The 16,988-nt window shown below is 68.7% G+C and carries 21 protein-coding genes; 5 read left to right on the top strand and 16 right to left on the bottom strand.

Annotated features, from left to right (window positions below; translation table 11 throughout):
* Positions 1 to 6: 6 nt before the first annotated feature.
* On the top strand, positions 7 to 1,446 hold the full coding sequence (gene pyk, locus Q8M82_RS07340; protein ID WP_305690717.1) for a pyruvate kinase: 1,440 nt from the start codon (positions 7 to 9) through the stop codon (positions 1,444 to 1,446).
* On the opposite strand, the gene Q8M82_RS07345 is transcribed toward pyk, so the two are convergent.
* The 8 genes from Q8M82_RS07345 to ykgO form a co-directional block, all read right to left on the bottom strand.
* Positions 1,447 to 1,812: a hypothetical protein gene (locus Q8M82_RS07345; RefSeq protein ID WP_305690718.1), complete on the bottom strand. Its 366-nt coding sequence runs from the start codon at positions 1,810 to 1,812 to the stop codon at positions 1,447 to 1,449.
* Between the two features lie 89 nt (positions 1,813 to 1,901).
* Positions 1,902 to 2,249, bottom strand: coding sequence for a hypothetical protein (locus Q8M82_RS07350; protein ID WP_305690719.1), 348 nt, complete (start codon positions 2,247 to 2,249; stop codon positions 1,902 to 1,904).
* Complete coding sequence (locus Q8M82_RS07355; RefSeq protein WP_305690720.1) at positions 2,246 to 2,569, bottom strand: hypothetical protein; 324 nt, start codon at positions 2,567 to 2,569, stop codon at positions 2,246 to 2,248. Before Q8M82_RS07355 ends, Q8M82_RS07350 begins: the two co-directional genes overlap by 4 nt.
* 157 nt (positions 2,570 to 2,726) lie before the next feature.
* The gene (locus Q8M82_RS07360) at positions 2,727 to 4,682 is read right to left on the bottom strand and encodes a sodium:solute symporter family protein (RefSeq protein WP_305690721.1); all 1,956 of its coding nucleotides are present in this window, start codon (positions 4,680 to 4,682) and stop codon (positions 2,727 to 2,729) included.
* A 13-nt stretch (positions 4,683 to 4,695) separates the two neighbouring features.
* Positions 4,696 to 4,956, bottom strand: a complete 261-nt coding sequence (locus Q8M82_RS07365) for a DUF4212 domain-containing protein (protein WP_305690722.1) — start codon at positions 4,954 to 4,956, stop codon at positions 4,696 to 4,698.
* Positions 4,957 to 5,108: 152 nt separating this feature from the next.
* A complete protein-coding gene (locus tag Q8M82_RS07370) occupies positions 5,109 to 6,098 on the bottom strand; it encodes an alpha/beta fold hydrolase (protein ID WP_305690723.1) in 990 nt (329 codons plus the stop codon).
* A gap of 43 nt (positions 6,099 to 6,141) precedes the next feature.
* Positions 6,142 to 6,789, bottom strand: a complete 648-nt coding sequence (locus Q8M82_RS07375) for a tetratricopeptide repeat protein (protein WP_305690724.1) — start codon at positions 6,787 to 6,789, stop codon at positions 6,142 to 6,144.
* A 139-nt stretch (positions 6,790 to 6,928) separates the two neighbouring features.
* The gene (ykgO, locus tag Q8M82_RS07380; protein WP_038363015.1) at positions 6,929 to 7,054 is read right to left on the bottom strand and encodes a type B 50S ribosomal protein L36; all 126 of its coding nucleotides are present in this window, start codon (positions 7,052 to 7,054) and stop codon (positions 6,929 to 6,931) included.
* Positions 7,055 to 7,348: 294 nt separating this feature from the next.
* On the opposite strand from ykgO, the gene Q8M82_RS07385 reads away from it, so the two are divergent.
* The gene (locus Q8M82_RS07385; protein ID WP_305690725.1) at positions 7,349 to 7,558 is read left to right on the top strand and encodes a hypothetical protein; all 210 of its coding nucleotides are present in this window, start codon (positions 7,349 to 7,351) and stop codon (positions 7,556 to 7,558) included.
* Positions 7,559 to 7,613: 55 nt separating this feature from the next.
* On the opposite strand, the gene obgE is transcribed toward Q8M82_RS07385, so the two are convergent.
* On the bottom strand, positions 7,614 to 8,657 hold the full coding sequence (obgE, locus tag Q8M82_RS07390; protein WP_305690726.1) for a GTPase ObgE: 1,044 nt from the start codon (positions 8,655 to 8,657) through the stop codon (positions 7,614 to 7,616).
* Positions 8,658 to 8,712: 55 nt separating this feature from the next.
* Positions 8,713 to 9,579, bottom strand: a complete 867-nt coding sequence (locus Q8M82_RS07395; protein ID WP_305690727.1) for a LysR family transcriptional regulator — start codon at positions 9,577 to 9,579, stop codon at positions 8,713 to 8,715.
* A gap of 249 nt (positions 9,580 to 9,828) precedes the next feature.
* Here Q8M82_RS07395 and Q8M82_RS07400 point away from each other — a divergent pair, with 249 nt between their 5' ends.
* Positions 9,829 to 10,737: a DMT family transporter gene (locus tag Q8M82_RS07400; protein WP_305690728.1), complete on the top strand. Its 909-nt coding sequence runs from the start codon at positions 9,829 to 9,831 to the stop codon at positions 10,735 to 10,737.
* Positions 10,738 to 10,750: 13 nt separating this feature from the next.
* On the opposite strand, the gene Q8M82_RS07405 is transcribed toward Q8M82_RS07400, so the two are convergent.
* Positions 10,751 to 11,170: a RidA family protein gene (locus tag Q8M82_RS07405; protein WP_305690729.1), complete on the bottom strand. Its 420-nt coding sequence runs from the start codon at positions 11,168 to 11,170 to the stop codon at positions 10,751 to 10,753.
* 205 nt (positions 11,171 to 11,375) lie between these two features.
* Between Q8M82_RS07405 and Q8M82_RS07410 the strand changes: the two genes are divergently transcribed.
* A complete protein-coding gene (locus Q8M82_RS07410) occupies positions 11,376 to 12,065 on the top strand; it encodes an AprI/Inh family metalloprotease inhibitor (RefSeq protein WP_371126264.1) in 690 nt (229 codons plus the stop codon).
* 4 nt (positions 12,066 to 12,069) lie between these two features.
* Here the strand turns inward: Q8M82_RS07410 and Q8M82_RS07415 are convergent, their stop codons facing one another.
* The 3 genes from Q8M82_RS07415 to Q8M82_RS07425 all read right to left on the bottom strand — a co-directional run bounded on the left by Q8M82_RS07415 (position 12,070) and on the right by Q8M82_RS07425 (position 14,542).
* On the bottom strand, positions 12,070 to 12,684 hold the full coding sequence (locus Q8M82_RS07415; protein ID WP_305690730.1) for a GNAT family N-acetyltransferase: 615 nt from the start codon (positions 12,682 to 12,684) through the stop codon (positions 12,070 to 12,072).
* A 174-nt stretch (positions 12,685 to 12,858) separates the two neighbouring features.
* On the bottom strand, positions 12,859 to 13,467 hold the full coding sequence (locus tag Q8M82_RS07420) for a glutathione S-transferase family protein (RefSeq protein ID WP_305690731.1): 609 nt from the start codon (positions 13,465 to 13,467) through the stop codon (positions 12,859 to 12,861).
* A gap of 79 nt (positions 13,468 to 13,546) precedes the next feature.
* The gene (locus tag Q8M82_RS07425) at positions 13,547 to 14,542 is read right to left on the bottom strand and encodes a LysR family transcriptional regulator (protein WP_305690732.1); all 996 of its coding nucleotides are present in this window, start codon (positions 14,540 to 14,542) and stop codon (positions 13,547 to 13,549) included.
* A gap of 114 nt (positions 14,543 to 14,656) precedes the next feature.
* Here Q8M82_RS07425 and Q8M82_RS07430 point away from each other — a divergent pair, with 114 nt between their 5' ends.
* Positions 14,657 to 15,262 (top strand): FMN-dependent NADH-azoreductase, encoded by a 606-nt coding sequence (locus Q8M82_RS07430; protein ID WP_305690733.1) that lies wholly within the window; start codon positions 14,657 to 14,659, stop codon positions 15,260 to 15,262.
* A 126-nt stretch (positions 15,263 to 15,388) separates the two neighbouring features.
* On the opposite strand, the gene Q8M82_RS07435 is transcribed toward Q8M82_RS07430, so the two are convergent.
* The gene (locus tag Q8M82_RS07435) at positions 15,389 to 15,685 is read right to left on the bottom strand and encodes a hypothetical protein (RefSeq protein WP_305690734.1); all 297 of its coding nucleotides are present in this window, start codon (positions 15,683 to 15,685) and stop codon (positions 15,389 to 15,391) included.
* Positions 15,686 to 15,805: 120 nt separating this feature from the next.
* On the bottom strand, positions 15,806 to 16,988 hold a 1,183-nt coding region (locus Q8M82_RS07440), incomplete at its 5' end, for an FAD-binding oxidoreductase (protein WP_305690735.1).

The raw sequence follows: 16,988 nt of genomic DNA on the forward strand, positions 1-16,988 counted from the left end.
CATTTCATGAAGCGCGAGCGCCGAATCAAGATCATCGCCACGCTGGGCCCGGCCTCCGCCACGGCCGAGATGTGCGGCAAGCTGTTCGAGGCCGGCGTCGACGTCTTCCGCATCAATATGAGCCACACCCAGCGCGAGACCTTGCCCGAGAAGGTCGCGATGTTGCGCGCTCTGGAGACCCAGTTCCGCCGGCCGGTCGGCATCCTCGCCGATCTCCAGGGTCCCAAGCTGCGCGTCGGCGCCTTCGGCGGCGATGGCGGCGTAACGCTGGACAACGGCGCCCGCTTCACGCTCGATTCCGATCCCGCTCCCGGCACGGTGAAGCGCGTTCATCTGCCCCATCCCGAGATCCTGACAGCGCTCGAGCCCGGCCACACGCTGATCCTCGACGATGGCAAGCTGCGCCTCGTCGTGGAGAAGGCGAGCGAGAAGCAGGCGGTGACGCGCGTCGTCGTCGGCGGGCGGCTCTCCTCCCGCAAGGGCGTCAGCCTGCCCGATACGACGATCGCCGTCTCGGCGATGACGGAGAAGGACCGCTCGGACGCGGAAGCGGCGGCCGAGGCGGGCGTCGACTGGATCGCGCTGTCCTTCGTGCAGCGGCCCGAGGACATGGCCGATCTGCGCAAGATCGTGCGCGGGCGGGCGCTGGCGCTCGCCAAGATCGAGAAGCCCCAGGCGCTGCTGCGGCTGCAGGAGATCATCGACGCGTCGGATGCGATCATGGTCGCGCGCGGCGATCTCGGCGTCGAGATGCCGCTGGAGAAGGTGCCGGGAACGCAGAAGCGCATCACGCGGATGTGCCGGCGCATGGGCAAGCCGGTCGTCGTCGCGACGCAGATGCTGGAGAGCATGATCACGAGCCCGGTGCCGACGCGCGCCGAGGTCTCCGACGTCGCCACCGCCGTCTTCGAGGGCGCGGACGCCGTCATGCTCTCGGCCGAGAGCGCCGCCGGCCAGTTCCCGATCGAGGCGGTGACGATGATGAACCGCATCGCCGAGGAGGTGGAGAGCGAATCGGTCTATCGCTCGATCCTGGAGGCGCAGCGCGCCGAGCCGGAGGCCACGGGCGCCGACGCCATCGCCAAGGCGGCCCATGAGATCGCCGATACGCTCAAGCTCAAGGTTATTGCCGCCTGGACCTCCTCCGGTTCGACCGCCTTCCGCATCGCGCGCGAGCGACCCAACTCGACCGTGCTCGCGCTGACGCCCAACCGCGCCACGGCACGGCAGCTCACCTTGGTCTGGGGGGTGCATTCGGTGGTGACGAAGGACGCCAGCGACAATGACGACATGGCCTCGCGAGCCTGCAAATTCGCCGTGCGCGAGAAGTTCGCCAAGCTGGGCGACCGCATCATCGTCGTCGCCGGCGTGCCGTTCGGCACGCCGGGTGCGACCAACATGGCGCGCATCGCCTTCGTGGCGAAGGAGCATGTCGAGAAGGCCTGATCAGCCGGGCAGCACTAAGGATGCGAGGAAGCAGAGCGTGCCGCCGACGAAGAAAGTGACGGCGAAGCGCCGGTAGATCTCGCGCAGGGCGCCGCCGATCAGCTGTTGCGCGAATTCCGCCCGCGGCCGTTCGGAGGGCGGAAGCAGCACCCAGAGCTCGGTGCGCTTGTAGGGCCTGCGGACCGCGACGTCGGCCTTGACGACGAGGACGGCGGCCGTCGCCATCATCAGGATGGCGCCCGTCTGCATCGCGACATCGGGATAGCCGGCCAGCCCGATCATGAAGCAGATGATGGCGAGGCCGGCGAAACCACAGCCGCGTGAGACGGACAACAATGCCAGCTCGCGCACCCGCGCCGGATCCATGGCTGAGCCCTTCCCTTTGGGAAAAGCTAAATCGGGCCCGCTCGGGTGGTCATCACAAGGTCGCGAGCACGTGGGGTGTCGCGGTTCGTTCAGGCCGGGCGCGCCGTCATCTGCAGCAGGGTCGGGATCGTCAGCAGCAGGATGCCGCCGAGCCAGATCCACATCGAGGTGGCGTTGCTGGTTTCGAGATTCTTCCCCCGCTCGTAGATCGCGGCCGGGATGCCGCCGATGGCGAGCGTCAGGGCCGAGATGAAGAGCGAGGTGAAGTAGAAGATCAGCAGCGGCGACGAGATGAAGAAGCCAGGCGCGAACTGCTTCATCAGGATGAAGACGGGGTCGAAATAGGCCGAGAAATGCATGCCGTTGAGCAGCGACATGCCGGCGATGCCGATGGTGATGCCGTCCCGGCGGAGAACGTCCTCGCGATCGTCGGTCATGGCTTCGGGGCCCCCACGATCGTCGGCAGCCAGCCCGCGGCCGCGAAACCGATGAAGAGCAGCATGCGGATGAAGAGCAGCCAGACGAAGGCGAGCAGGACGATGATGCGCTCATGGACCGCCAGCGGCGTGACGATCCGCACGGCTTCGATGGCCGGCTGGGTGATCTGCCGGAAGGTCTTCCAGATCACCTTCTCGCTGTCGGGCGGAAAGACGATCGACAGCAGGAAGCGGCCCAGCAGCGTGTACATCAGCGCTGCCAGCGCGAGATTGGGAGCCTGATAGAGCCAGAACAGGCCCTGGCTGTCGACATCGGCCATTCAGGATGGGTCCTTGCTGTGTCGAGATCGACTTTGCCTGTGCCCGACATCGGCTGAGCAGGCAAGCGTATGATCGGAGCGTTCATGAAAAGGGGCGGACCATGGTCCGCCCCCGAAGAGGAGAGGCCGCGGGCGGCAGGCGCCCGCAGCCTCAGGGTCACTTCTCGATCATCACCGGCGCGCCGCGCGGCTGACGGATCTCGTCGATGAAGTCCTGCAGCTCCTTGTTCGGTGCCGTGGTGAACTTCGAGACGATGTACATCGTCACGAAGCCGATCGGCATGCCGAACAGGCCGGCCGAGATGTTGGCGACGTTGAAGTAGCCGACCCGCGAGGCGAGCGGATGGTTGATCGCCACCCAGCCCTGCTCGAAGATCTGCGGCTGCTCGGCCTTGAGCTTGGCGATGTCGACGAGCGCGGCCCCGGTGATGGGGTGCACGTTCGAATACATGCCGAGCACGTTCACGCCGAAGCCCGGGAAGTAGCGGGTCACGACGAGATAGGTCAGCGTCGCCAGGAAGCCGGCCCAGATGCCCGCCACGGCCGCGGCCGCGGTGGTCTTCTTCGACCAGATGCCCATGACCAGCGCCGGGAACAGACCCGCAGCGGCCAGGGAGAAGGCCCAGGCGACCATCGCGACGATGTCGGCCGGGCGCTGCGCAGCCACCCAGGCGGCGATCAGCGCAACCACGATCAGGATGACGCGGGCGATGACGAGCTTCCTCGCCACCGGCGCATTCTTGTTGATCATCCTGGCATAGACGTCATGCGAGAGCGCGTTCGCGATCGCCAGCAGCAGGCCGTCGGCGGTCGAAAGCGCCGCCGCGAGGCCGCCAGCGGCGACGAGGCCGGAGACGACATAGGGCAGGCCCGCGATCTCGGGCGTCGCGATCACGATCGCGTCCGCCTGAATGGTGAAGTTGGCGAGTTGCAGGATGCCGGTATGGCCGGCGATCTTGCCGCAGGCGGCGGTGATGGTCGCCAGATCGACGGCGTTGGTGCCGCAGACCTGAATCAGGCCGATCTTGCCGTAGCTGTAGAGCCAGCCCGGCAGCTCGGCCAGCGGCTTGCCGATGACGTTGGTGAACACTTCGAGCTTCGCGAAGGCGGCATAGGCCGGCGCCGTGAAGTAGAGGATGAAGATGAACAGCAGCGTCCAGGCGACCGAATTGCGCGCCTCACGCACCGACGGCGTGGTGAAGTAGCGCATCAGGACGTGGGGCAGCGAGGCCGTGCCGACCATCAGGCAAAGCACGAGGGCGAAGAAGTTCAGGGGGTCGTAGCGGGCGAAGGGCACGGAATGAGAGGCCGCCGCCGAGACGCCGAGCGCCGCTTCCCTGACCTGGATCTCGGAGAGAACCGTGCCGTAGGTGAGCTGCGGGATCGGGATGCCGAACTTCTGGGTCGAAAGGATGATCACCGGGATCAGATAGGCGACGATCAGCACGATGTACTGGGCCACCTGGGTCCAGGTCACCGCACGCATGCCGCCGAGCATGGAGCAGACGAGAATGCCGACAAGACCGACGAAGACGGCGATCTCGAAGCTCATCCCGAGCAGGCGTGCGCCGATCAGCCCGGTGCCGACGATCTGCGCCACCACATAGGTGAAGGAGCAGCTCATCAGCACGACGATGCCGGCGATGCGCGCCGCATTGCCGCCGAAGCGGAAGGCGAGGAAGTCCGGCACGGTGTAGCAGCCGAACTTGCGCAGATAGGGCGCGATCAGCGTCGCCACCAGCACATAGCCGCCGGTCCAGCCGAGGATGAAGGCGAGGCCGTCATAGCCCAGCAGATAGAGCGTGCCGGCCATGCCGATGAAGGAGGCGGCCGACATCCAGTCCGCCGCCGTGGCCATGCCGTTGTAGAAGGACGGCACCTTGCGGCCGGCGACATAGTATTCGTCGACCTGCATGGTGCGCGACATGATGCCGATCGCGGCATAGACGCCGATGGTGAAGGCGACGAAGAGATAACCGAGGATGTGGTTGGGAACGCCGGCGCGCTCCAGAACCCCGATGAAAACGACGAAAGCGACGAAGCCACCCGTATAGACGCCGTAGATCCGGCCTAGATTCGAGGTGAAGTCGCCCTTCTGAGCTCCTGCGGACATGGATCTGTTCCCCTCACTCGTCTTCGGCCATGCCGTATTTGCGATCCACCTTGTCCTGGGCCTTGGCGAACCAGAACAGCTGGGCAACGAATACGATCAGGGAGCCTTGGGCAGCCATGTAGAAGCCCATCGGGAAGCCGGCGATCTTCACGCCGTTGAGCGCGGGCGCGAACATGTGGATGAAGAATCCGAAGAAGGCCCAGACGCCGAGCATGATGTAGGTGAGGCGCTGGGTTTCGGCCCAATGGGCCTGGACCTTGTCATCTGGTGGCATGAACGTTCCCCCGTTGCGACGTGTCAATACGTCTCTGGCCCCGCGCCGGAATGGGCGACGGGCTGGCGTCGTTACGTCAGTTTTGAACTAAAGCGCGGGATAACGTGGCGGAATCGCGCACCCTCGGAAAGCGCGACAAAAGTCTTATACCTTTAGTCGTGCCGGGCGTCGGTGCTCGCAAGGCTCGCCAGGTTCGAGCGGAGACTGGCCAACTCGTCGATGGCTGCGGCGACGATCTCGGGGGCGGCGTGGTGCGGCATGTGGCCGACGCCGGGCAGCAGGACGAAGCGGCCCTGCGGGGCCTGCCGCGCGATCGCGGCCGAGTGGATGACGGGAGAGACGATGGCGTCGCTGTCGCCGGTGATCGCGATGACGGGCACCTTCATGTCGCGATAGCGCGGCGCCTGGGCCGTGACGAAGCCCAGCGTCGCGGCGATGTCCTGAGAGTTCGCGCGGAAGGTCTCGGGCCGCAGCAGCAGTTCGATCTGCGCGGCGGCGAGATAGCCCGGCGTCACGGGCCGCGGCGCGAAGACGCTCTCGGCGCCCGATTCGAGCAGCATGCTCGCGGCGGGGACGCCGACGAGCCGGGTGAAGAGCGGCCCGACCAGGGGCCAAGTCGTGGCATGGTTATACCAGGCGATGCCGCCGGGCCAGGGATGGGTGACGGCACCGAGCAGCACGAGCCCGTGCAGGCGCTCGGGGCGCTCCAGCGCGATGCGGGTCGCCGCGGCGCCGCCCAGCGAGTGGGCGACCAGGACGAAGCGCTCGGGAACGATGGCGTCGATGCCTCGCATCAGCGCCGCCGCCTGGCGTGCGGGATCGGCCATCGCGTCGCCCTCCAAGCGGTCACTCCAGCCATGGCCCGGACGGTCGAAGGCGATGATGCGATAGCGGGCGAGCTCGGGGCCGAGCGTCGCCAGCATGTCGGCATGGCTCGAGGACGCACCGTGGATCAGGACGACGGTGCCTCTCGCCTCGCCTTCCGCGGGGCGCTCGCGGTAATGCAACCGCCCCTCGTCGAAGGAAACGAAGCTGCCCGCGGGAGGATGGCTCCGGGCGGCCTGCGCCCCCAGCCATTCGGACCAGAGCCAAAGCCCCGCGACGACGACGGCAGCGAAAACGAGGAGCGAGCGGGTCAGCATGATGCGGATACGCGCCGAGCCCGCTTCCGGTTCTGCGTCGCGATCAGGCGTCGCGGCCGTCGACCTCGGTCTTGAGCGCGTCGACCGCGCTCTTGACGGCCTCGAGCTGCGGATAGATCTCCAGCGCGCGGCGATAGGCGACCATGGCGCGCTTGTCGTCGCCCTGCTGGCGCAGGATCGTCCCCAGGCCCATCATCGCGCCGTAATGGCGCGGCTCGCGCTTCAGCGTCTCGCCGATGTCGATGATCGAGCGGATCGGATCGCCGGCGAGGAACAGCGCATTGGCGCGCTGGTTCCAGCCCTCCGCCCAGTCGGGATCGAGGCTGATGACGCGGTCGAGCAGTTCGATCGCGAGTTCGAGGCGCTTTTCCTTCATCGCGGTCTGGGCGCGCGTCATCAGGAGATCGGCCGTGGCCGAGCCGGAGCGGGCCCAGCGACGCTGGATCAGATTGGCGATGCCCTTGGCCTCTTCGGGCGACTTGGCCGCGGCGAGCCGCTCGAAGAGCCGCTCCAGCGTCGCGGCTGGCCCGCGCGAGGGGGCCGTCGCCGCGGGATTGTCGTCCTTGTCCGCCGGCGCGACCGCACCGGGGCGCTGGGGCGGCAGGGGCTGCGCCTGGGCGGCGGCGATCGAGGGGGCTGCCGCCAGGGCGGCGAGGACGGCGGCAGCCGTCAGCTTGCGCACGGTCATCATCACGCCAGTCTAGCGGGGGACGGGCGCAGGTCAATTCACGGAGCGGCGACCGCCAACGCAAAAAGACGGGTGCGCCCGGGGGCGCCCCGCCTGGTCGTCGTCCACCGGGCAGCCGGGCGGGCGAGAGCCCGCCGCAGGTTCAGCCCTGGCGCGCCTTGAAGCGCTTCTGGACCTTGTTGATGATGTAGACGCGGCCCTTGCGGCGCACGAGCTGGTTGTCGCGGTGACGGGCGCGCAGCGACTTCAGCGAATTGCGGATCTTCATAATCTCAACTCCATCGATCCGCTCTCTTAACGGGGCGGACCGGTCAGAACGGAACCTGTCAAAACGAGATCAGCGACGTGGGCCGAACCCGGCCCTCATCGACCACGCGAATGGTGCGGCTGATGCGATGCCGGCTGTATACGGATTTCTGCGGAGATCGCAAGGCCGCCGGCGACCTCGGCCCGAGGAAAAGCGCAGGGTGGCGTCTGGATGGGGCGGCGTGGAACAGGCGACGGAACTTTAGTTCCGTGCGGCACGTTCCAGAGGCATCGTCACGCTGGGGAATTCAACGCCATGAAGATTTCGACCTTGGGCCTCGTCGCTGCCGCGGCCGTGCTGCTCGCCGCTTGCGGCAACACCACCGAACAGCGCATCGGCGGCGCGGCGGCCGGAGCCGGGACGGGCGCTCTCGTCGCGGGCCCCGTCGGGGCCGTCGTGGGCGGGGCGGCCGGTGCCATCACGGCGCCGACCGTCGTGCGCGAGACGCGCCGCGCGACGCGCTGAGTGAGACGCACTGAGTGACATGGCTGGCGGCCCTCAGGGTCGCCAGCCAGTGTCCTCAGGGATGCCAGCCGGTGTCCTCGACGGGGGCGTTCTGCCTGTCCTCTTCCCGGCGCGCCTCCTCGACATGGACAAAGAGCGCGCGCAAAGCGGCCTCGACACCCTCGCCCGAGGCGGATGACAGCACGATCGGCATGCGCTTGGCGGCGCGCTTCAGCCGCGCCACCTGCTCCTTGAGCAGTTCCGGCGAGAGCGCGTCGGCCTTCGACAGGGCGACGATCTCCGGCTTCTCGTCGAGCCCCTCGCCATAGAGGCTGAGTTCGTTGCGGACGGTCTTGTAGGCCTTGCCGGCATGCTCGCTGGTGCCCTCGACGAGGTGCAGCAGCACGCGGCAGCGCTCGACATGGCCGAGGAAGCGGTCGCCGAGGCCATGGCCTTCATGCGCGCCCTCGATCAGGCCGGGAATATCGGCCAGCACCATCTCGCGCCCATCGACCCGCACCACGCCCAGACCCGGATGCAGGGTGGTGAAGGGATAGTCGGCGATCTTGGGCTTGGCGGCGGTCACGGTCGCCAGGAAGGTCGATTTGCCCGCATTGGGCAGGCCGATCAGCCCGGCATCGGCGATCAGCTTCAGCCGCAGCCAGACCCAGCGCTCCTCGCCGACGAGGCCGGGATTGGCATGGCGCGGCGCCTGGTTGGTCGAGGTCTTGAAATAGGCGTTGCCGAAGCCGCCATTGCCGCCCTTGCACAGGACGAAGCGCTGGCCGGGCTCCGTCAGGTCGGCGATCAGCGTCTCGCCATCCTCGTCGAAGACCTGCGTGCCCGGCGGGACCTTGAGCACCTTCGTCTCGCCATTGGCGCCATGGCGATCGGCGCCCATGCCGTGGCCGCCGATCTTCGCCTTGAAGTGCTGCTGGAAGCGGAAGTCGATCAGGGTGTTCAGTCCCTGGACGCATTCGATCACGATGTCGCCGCCGCGCCCGCCGTCACCGCCATTGGGCCCGCCGAACTCGATGAATTTTTCGCGACGGAAGGAGACGCAGCCGGCGCCGCCATCTCCCGCCTTCACATAGATCTTGGCCTGGTCGAGGAATTTCATGGGCTCTCAGTAGTGTTCGCGGGGGGAAAGGGCAATGCGGCGATGGGGGGCAGCCTCACGCCGCGAGCCTTGGTGCCGCCATCTCCTCGCGCAGCGCATCGGCGAAGCGGCGCGCCGCCAGCCCCGGCTGCGGGCCCATGATCAGCCCGACCGAAAGCTCGAACAGCGCCGGCAGACCCTCCGCCGGGCCGAGCCGCCGCGCCGTCGGCGGCACGGCGCTCTCGGTGACGGCGGTGACGCAGAAGCCCGCCTCGACCGCCGACAGCATGCCCGAGGTGTGCGAGCAGGAAAAGACGAGGCGATGGTCGGTCCCGGCCTCCGCCAGCGCCGCCAGCAGCCGCGGCCTGACCCGGCAGCCCTCCGAGAACAGCGCCAGCGGCAGCGGGTCCTGCAGTTCCGGCCTGTGCCCGCGCGCCGCGATCCAGACGACGGGTTCGCGCCTGACGACCTCGCCGACTGGGCGTCGCGGGTCCTGCGTGACCACCGCGAGATCGAATTCACCCGCGGCAACGGCGGGTTCGATCCGCTTCGACAGGTCGCAATGGAGTTCGAGCTCGACCCTGGGATGCTCGGCGGCGAAGCGCGCGATCAGCGGCCGCAGAAAGGCGTCGACGTAGTCGTCGGGAATGCCGATGCGCAGCCGCCCCGAGGCGCTGGAGCCGCCGAGATCATCGAGCGCCTCGCGCTGGATGGCCAGCAGGCGTCGCGCATGGGCGAGCAGCCGCTCGCCGGCCGGCGTCGGGACCACGCCGCGGCGGGAGCGTTCGAGCAGCCTGTGGCCGAGCTGGTTCTCGAGATCCTGGATGCGGACGGAAATCGCCGATTGCGTGCGCCCGAGCCGCGCTCCGGCCGCGGTGAAGCCGCCGCTCTCGACCACCGCCACCAGCATGTCGAGCGCTGCCAGATCGAAATGCACGGCCATGGCGTGACCTCCTGCGATCGGTTTTAAGAATGGTTAAATCAGAATAATCCGTTTTTCCGATGGATAGAAGAGGGGTAAAGCGATCCTGGTCATGCACCATCCTCAGCCCTCATCCTGAGGAGCGGCCGAAAGGCCGCGTCTCGAAGGATGCTCCAGTCATCTTCGGAGCCTCCTGGACCATCCTTCGAGACGGCCGCCAGGGCGGCCTCCTCAGGATGAGGGCTCGCAACGGTCAATCAGGTCCCACCCATGTCCGCCCCCGCGACCGTCCTGCCAGCTCCGACCGCGCCTGCTCTCGCCATGTTTCTCGCCTTGCTGACGGGGGCGACCTGCATCGGCTTTTCGGGTGTGTTCGTGCGCTTCGCCGATGTCGGGCCGGCGGCGGCCGGGTTCTGGCGGATGATCTTCGCCCTGCCGGTGCTCGGGCTCTGGATGGGGCTGGAGCGGCGTCGCCCGGGCCACCCGGCCGCGTCCGGCGGCGCGATGCTGCCGATCGTGCTCGCCGGCCTCGCCTTCGGCGTCGACGTCGTTCTGTACAACGCTGCGCTCGGCTTCACGACGATCGCCAACGCCTCGCTGCTCGGCAATCTCTCGCCGGTGGCGGTGGTGCTGGGCGGCTGGCTGCTCTTCGCCGAGCGCCCGAGCCGGCGCATCCTCGGCGCGCTGGCGCTCGCGATCGGCGGCGCGCTGATGCTGGTCCTGCCGAAAATCGCCGGGGCGTCGTCGGGCATCCCCGGCAGCCTGTTCGGCGACAGCCTGGCGGTCGGTGCCGCACTGTCCTATGCCGCCTACATCATGGCGGTCCGCCGCGCCCGGGACCGGGCCGAGGCCGGACGCATCAGCCTGATCGCCAGCGCGATTTGCGCGGTCTTCTGTCTCGTCGCCGCATTGGCCCTGGGCGAGGCGATCCTGCCGTCGAGCCTGCAGGGCTGGCTCGCGGTGATCGCGCTCGGCCTGGTCTCCCATGCGCTGGGGCAGGGCCTGATCACGCTCTCGCTCGGCCAGTACGGCGCCAGCGCGGCCTCGCTCGTCATGGTCTGGCCGGCGCTGGTGTCCGTGCTCGCCGCCTGGGCGATCTTCGGCGAGCAGCCCTCGCCGGCGCAGGCCTTCGGCGGCATCGCGATCCTCGCCGCCGTGCTCATGGTCCGCAAGGGCTGACGGCCGCAGGCGCTCAGGGCGCGGCCGCCAGCACCTCGATCTCGACCTTGAAAGCCGGCAGGGTGAAGCCGGAGACGATCATCAGCGTCGAGGCGGGCGGGGGCGTGGCGACATGGGCGTCGCGCGACTCCATATAGCCCTTCATATGAGCGCGGTCGGTGACATAGGCGTTGAGGCGCACGATGTCGGCCAGCGTCATGCCGGCCTCGGCCAGGATCGCGGCGATGTTGGCGAAACACAGATCCGCCTGCGCGCGGACGTCCTCGGGCACCGAGCCGTCGCGCGCCATTCCAAGCTGGCCGGAGCAGGCGACGAGCCGATGGCCGGCGGGCACGGCGATGCCGTGGCTGTAGCGCGCGAAGGGCGGCGCGATCGCGGCCGGCAGCAAGGGCTGCAGCGCCGCGCCGGGCACTGTTGAGGGGGGTGACGTCATCCGGTCTCTCCTGCGCCGCGGCAACCGATCGGGTGACGAACGGGAACCGGAGCGCGCGCGGCGGGTTCGCAAACCAGATCGACTGGGCTATGGACGCCCAGCACGATCCTGCTCATGCCACGTTCACGGGAATGGTCTAGGATTCAACCGTTTCCTGCAACGCGTTCGCCGCCCGCACCGCACGATCGATCGGAACCGACGCCTCATGACCAAGAAGACCAAGACCATGGCCATGACCCTCAAAGCCGCCGGCCTGCTGCCGCTGCTGGCGCTGACCGCCTGCGCCGGCTCGCAGCGCTTCGTTGGTCCTGCGCCGCAGGCCTATGGCCAACCCAGCCTGCCGCCGGCGCCTGCGATCAGCTCGGCACCGGTCGTTTCCGAGCCGCTGCCGCCACCCGGCGGTTACCCAGTCGCGTCCGCGCCGATGCCGGACCAGCCGGGTGCGCTGCCGCCGCCGCAGGATCCCTATTACAACCCCAGTGCCCCCGGCATGCCGCAGCAGACGCCGGCCCCGGCCGGCTCGCAACCCGGCGAAGTGCCGACGCTGCGCGGCGGCGGTGGCCAGATCGCGACGCTCGGCGCCGGGAGCAATGCCGCTCGCCCGGCCGTGACCTCGCGCGACGGCGTGATCGGTAACTGGACCGCGCGCGAGGCCACCGGCGGGTCGTGCCGGGTGCAGCTCTCGAGCGCGCCGGCGCTCGACCTCTACCGCGCCAATGCCTCGGGCTGCTCGAACCGCGATCTGCAGAGGGTCACGGCCTGGGATTACCGCGACGGCGAAGTCTATCTCTACCAGCAGGGCGGCACGGTGGTGGCGCGGCTGCGCACCAGCGGCGGCGGCGCGATGGACGGCGCGGTGACCAAATCGGGCGCTGCGCTCTCGCTGAGCCGCTGAGTGTTCAGGCGCCCGGCGAGCGGCCGAACAGGCCCGGCCGCCAGAGGCGCCGCTGCAGCGACAGCGCCAGCGCAGCGAAGCCGCGGGCGGTGTCTAGCGCCTCGTCGAGGATGGTGAAGGGCGTCGGCCCGCCGGTGGCGATGACGCCCTCGACATCGGCATAGCCGCCGGCGAGATCGGCCTCGAACTTGCGGGCGAGGCGGCGCATCGCCGCGTTCTCCGGCAGGCAGGTCATGTAGAGCGTGCGGATGCCGCGGTTTCGCGCCGCCGTGATCAGCCGGCCGAACAACGTGCCGCCGATGCCGCGCCGGCGCCAGTCGCGCTCGACGCTGAAGGCGGCCTCGCCGGTCTGGGCCATGATGTCCTCGAGCCCGCGCAACTCGGCCGCGCCGCGCACGGCGCCATCCTCGAGATAGGCATAGACGAGCCCGCCGACACCGAAGGTGGTGACCGCGTAGGTCTCGAGAAAGTCGTCATTTACCGCGGTGCCGAAGCGTTCGCGGCGTGTCGCCTCGTCGAGCCTCAGCAGATGGGCCTTGAAGAGGTCGCGTTCCGCGGGCCAGAGCCGGCGGACTTCGCCATGGCCGGTCGTCGTGCCGGCCTTTCTGGAACGAGCCAATTGTCATCTCCTGCTGTCAGCGCTGGATGCACGGGACCGACCAGGAGGCGATTCTTCCCTAACTCGCTGCGGAAGATGCGCTGCCCGCGTCCCATTTCAAGAGGCGCGAGCTGTTGCGGTGCAGCAATTTTCGGCATGGTGACCGCCAAATCACCGATTTCTTCGATTCGGAGCCTATTCGCGGTCGATCGGCCACCGTTTGAAGACGTCGAGCGCCTCGCAGGCGCTGGCCTGAGCCGCCAATGCCGGCCAGCGCTCGACGGGCGCAAAGTCGGGTATGACGAAGCGGCAGAAGCCCCAGGCGATCGCCGCCGCGATGTCGCTGGGCAGCAGTTCGGGGCCGGCGCTGAGTTCGCCGCCGCCGGCCGCCGCATCGAGCAGGTCGAGCGCGGTGTGGAGTTGTGTCGCGATGCGCTCCTGCCAGGGGGCGTAGCGCTGCGCTTCGGGCCGCTTGCGCTCATACTCGATGCCCACCGCCTTGTCGGCCGCGACGATGCCGATCCCGGTCAGCGACAGGTCCCGCATCCGGGCGCTCGCCTCGACGGGGCGCAGCGAGCGTCCGGCGAGATCCTCGAAATGCTGGATGATCAGCAGCGATTCGCTGATCACCGTGCCGTCGTCGGTCACGAGGCTCGGCGCCTTGATCAGGGGGTTGATCGCCCGGAACTCGTCCATGTGCCGGAAGACGGAGACGGAGCGGTGTTCGAATTCCAGCTCCAGCAAGGTGCCGGTGACCGCGGCGCGGCGGACATAGGGGCTATCGAGCATTCCCACGAGCAGCATCGGCGGTCTCCGTTCAACATGGCGGGCAGAGTGCCGGGACCGCGCCGCAATGCCACGCGAAATCGCGTGATGATCGCGATCACGCCGGCTGATGATCCTCCTCTGCTTCCTCCGCGTCGCTCTCGAAGCCGGGCTGGAACCCCAGCGTGACGCCGTGCTCGCGCGCCGCCGCCTGGCAGGGGTCCCAATAGGGCGCGCCGCCGAAGCGCTCGACCAGCAGGTCGATCAGCACGCGAACCTTGCCCGGCACATAGGCTCCCGGTGGCCTCACGACGAAGAGGGCGTGTTCCTGCAGCGGGAACTCCCAGAGCAGCGGCTCGAGCGCGCCGTCGCGAATGGAGTCGCTGGCGATGAAGGTCGGCAGTTGCACGATTCCGAGCCCCGCCCTGGCCCAGTCCAGCAGCGTCTCGCCGCTGTCCGAGCGCAGGCGCCCGGCCGGGCGAACCGAGACGCGGCGCCGGCCGACCCGGAAGGTCCAGTCGGGAACGCTGGTGCCGGTGTAGAGCAGGCAGTCATGGCCGGCGAGATCGGCCGGGGTGGCGGGCCGCCCCCGCGAAGCGAGATAGGCCGGGCTCGCCAGGATGACGCTGTGTATCGGGGCGATGCGGCGGGCGATCAGGCTCGAATCCTTCAGCGTGCCGATCCGGATGGCGGCGTCGAAGCGCTCGCCGATCAGGTCGACATAGCGGTCGCTGGCCTCGACATCGAGTTCGAGCCCGGGATGGCGGCTGGCGAGTTCGCCGAGGATGGGGGCGACATGCCGGTTGCCGAAGGTCAGCGGCATCGACAGACGCAGCCGCCCGACGACCCCGCCCGCCTGCTGCGCCACCGCGTCGCGGGCTTCGGCGAGATCGGCCAGGATGCGTTCGCCGCGCGCCTTGAATTCGAGACCGGCCTCGGTGGCGGCGATGCCGCGCGTGGTGCGGCTGAGCAGGCGCGTGCCGAGCTCGGCCTCGAGCCGGGCGACGCGGCGGCTGATGATCGACTTGGACAGACCGAGCCGATGCCCGGCGCGCCCGAAGCCGCCGCTCTCGACCACGGCAACGAAACTGCGGATGTCGTCCAGCTCGGACATGACGGTGTTCCTATGCACGCAACAGTTTGGTGCTTCGCTTGCGCATTCCGTTGCTGGATGTGCGCCGCTACATCAGCGGCATCGAACCCGTTCCCGGTTTCAGGATCAAGCATCATGTCCCATCTTCTCGTCATCAACAGCAGCGCCGCCGGTCCGGCTTCGGTCTCGAAGCAGCTCATCGACGAGACGGTTGCCCGCCTGCGCTCGGCCGATCCCGCGCTGATCGTGGTGGAGCGCGATCTCGGCGCGAACCCCGTGCCGCATCTGACTGCCGATTCCACCGCCGCCATCCGCGGTAGCGACCCTGCCAACGACGCACAGCGTGCGGCGAAAGCCCTGTCGGATGCGCTCGTGGCCGAGCTGAAGGCAGCCGATACCGTGATCATCGGTGCGCCGATGTATAATTTCGGCATTCCCTCGACGCTGAAGTCCTGGTTCGACCATGTGCTGCGGGCCGGCGTGACCTTCAAATATGGCGAGAACGGCCCGGTCGGCCTGCTCGAGGGCAAGCGCGCCATCGTCGTTGAGAGCCGTGGCGGCCTCTACAGCTCCGGCCCGACGCAGTCGCTGGATTCGCAGGAGCCGCATCTGCGCACGATGCTGGGCTTCATCGGCATCAGCGACGTCACCTTCGTGCGCGCCGAGAAGCTGGGCTACGGCCCGGAGGCGCGCGAGCAGGCGATCAACGACGCCAAGGCGGAGCTGGCCCGCGTCGCCTGACGCGCTCCGCCCACGCCCGACCCAACGAAAAAGGGCTCTCCGGGAAACCGGGGAGCCCAAGTCGTATCGGGAGGTCTCGAACTCGGAAGGCGGCTTGCCGGGGTTCCTGGGCCCCGGAAGGCCGGGTCAGTAGTAGCCGCAGACGCGGCGGTAGCCGACAACCTCGCCATAGCGGTTGACGCGCTCGATCATGTCGCACTGGCGCACCGGGGCGTAGCCGTAATAGCCGTGGGCATAGGCCGGGCGGGTGGCGGCGGCGACGAGAGCACCTGCGGCGAGCGCACCGACGATGCCGGCGCCGATGGCCGGGCCACGGCCATAGCCCCAATGGCGCGGGCGGGCCTCGGCGGAGGTGGCGGCGAGGGTGGTGGCCAGGGTCAGAGCGGCGAGGGTGCCGGCGGCGATCGTCTTGAAGCGGGTCATCGTCAGGGTCTCCCTGAGGCTTCGGGAGCGAACCATTCGCCCTCCATGACCGTTGGTCGCGGCCCGGGCTCGGGAGGTTCAAGGCGATGTCGATTTTTTCGCAGGGGCGGAAGGCGGCCGTCAGCCGGCGGTGACGCGGCGCCAGAAGCTCGACGAGAAGCCCGGATCGACATGCGCCGCGAAATCGCGCCAATGCGGGAAGGAGGCCTCGAAGGTCGCCGGCGACATGCGGGCGTCCTTGTAGGGGTTGACGCGGCCGCCTGCGGCCAGCGTCACGGCGTCCAGCTCCGCCAGCAGACGCTCGGTGCGCGCGCCGCGGTTGGGGAAGTCGAGCGTCAGCGTCGCCCCCGCGATCGGGAACGACATCATTCCCGGCGAGGGCACATCACCGAAGAGCTTCAGCACGGTGAGGAAGGAGGCCTCGCCCGCCGCCAGCGTCCGGCGCAGCATCTCCTCAACGGCCTGCCGGGCCTGTGCCGTTGGAATCGCGCACTGGAATTGGCGCAGTCCTCCCGGCCCATAGGCGCGGTTCCAGTTGGAGACGCGATCGAGCGGATAGAAGAAAGGGCGGTAGGCGATGCGCCGCGGCTCGGGCGAGCGCGGCTGGGCGGCGCGGTAGAGCGCGTTGAAGGCCCTCAGCGTCAACCGGTTGATCAGGGGAAAGGGTGGCTTGATTGGCAAGCTGAGGCGCCGCGCGGGGCGGCGGTGCGGCACGTCGCCGGCCGGCGCATGGTTGGCGCGGAAGAAGACGCCTCGGCCGAAGCCGGCGCCGCCGGCCAGCGCGTCGATCCAGGCGACGGTGTAGTCATGGCTGGCGTCAGAGTCGGCGGCGAGCGCGAAGAAATCGTCGAGCCCGCCGAAATGAACGGCCTCCTGCATCATCTCGGCGGAATCGATGGGCATGAGCTGCAGCGTCACCTGCGTGACGAGGCCGGTGAGACCCATGCCGCCGATGGTGGCGGCGAAGAGGGCGCCGTTCATGTCGGGCGCGCAGGTGAGGCGCCGCCCGTCGGAGCGGACGAGCTCGAAGGCGCGGACATGGCGGCCGAAGGTGCCGGCGCGGTGGTGGTTCTTGCCGTGGACATCGTTGGCGAGCGCGCCGCCGAGGGTGACGTAGCAGGTGCCGGGCGTCACGGGCGGGAACCAGCCGGCGGGCACGACGAGGTTCAGGAGATCGTCGAGCAGGACGCCGGCCTCGCAGGTGACGAGGCCGCTCTCGCGGTCGAAGGCCAGAACGCGGTCGAGGCGGCGCGCCAGGATCAGGCGTCCACCGTCGTTCAGGCAGGAATCGCCATAGGAGCGG

The sequence above is a fragment of the Allobosea sp. genome, from assembly GCF_030694325.1.
GTDB lineage: Bacteria > Pseudomonadota > Alphaproteobacteria > Rhizobiales > Beijerinckiaceae > Allobosea.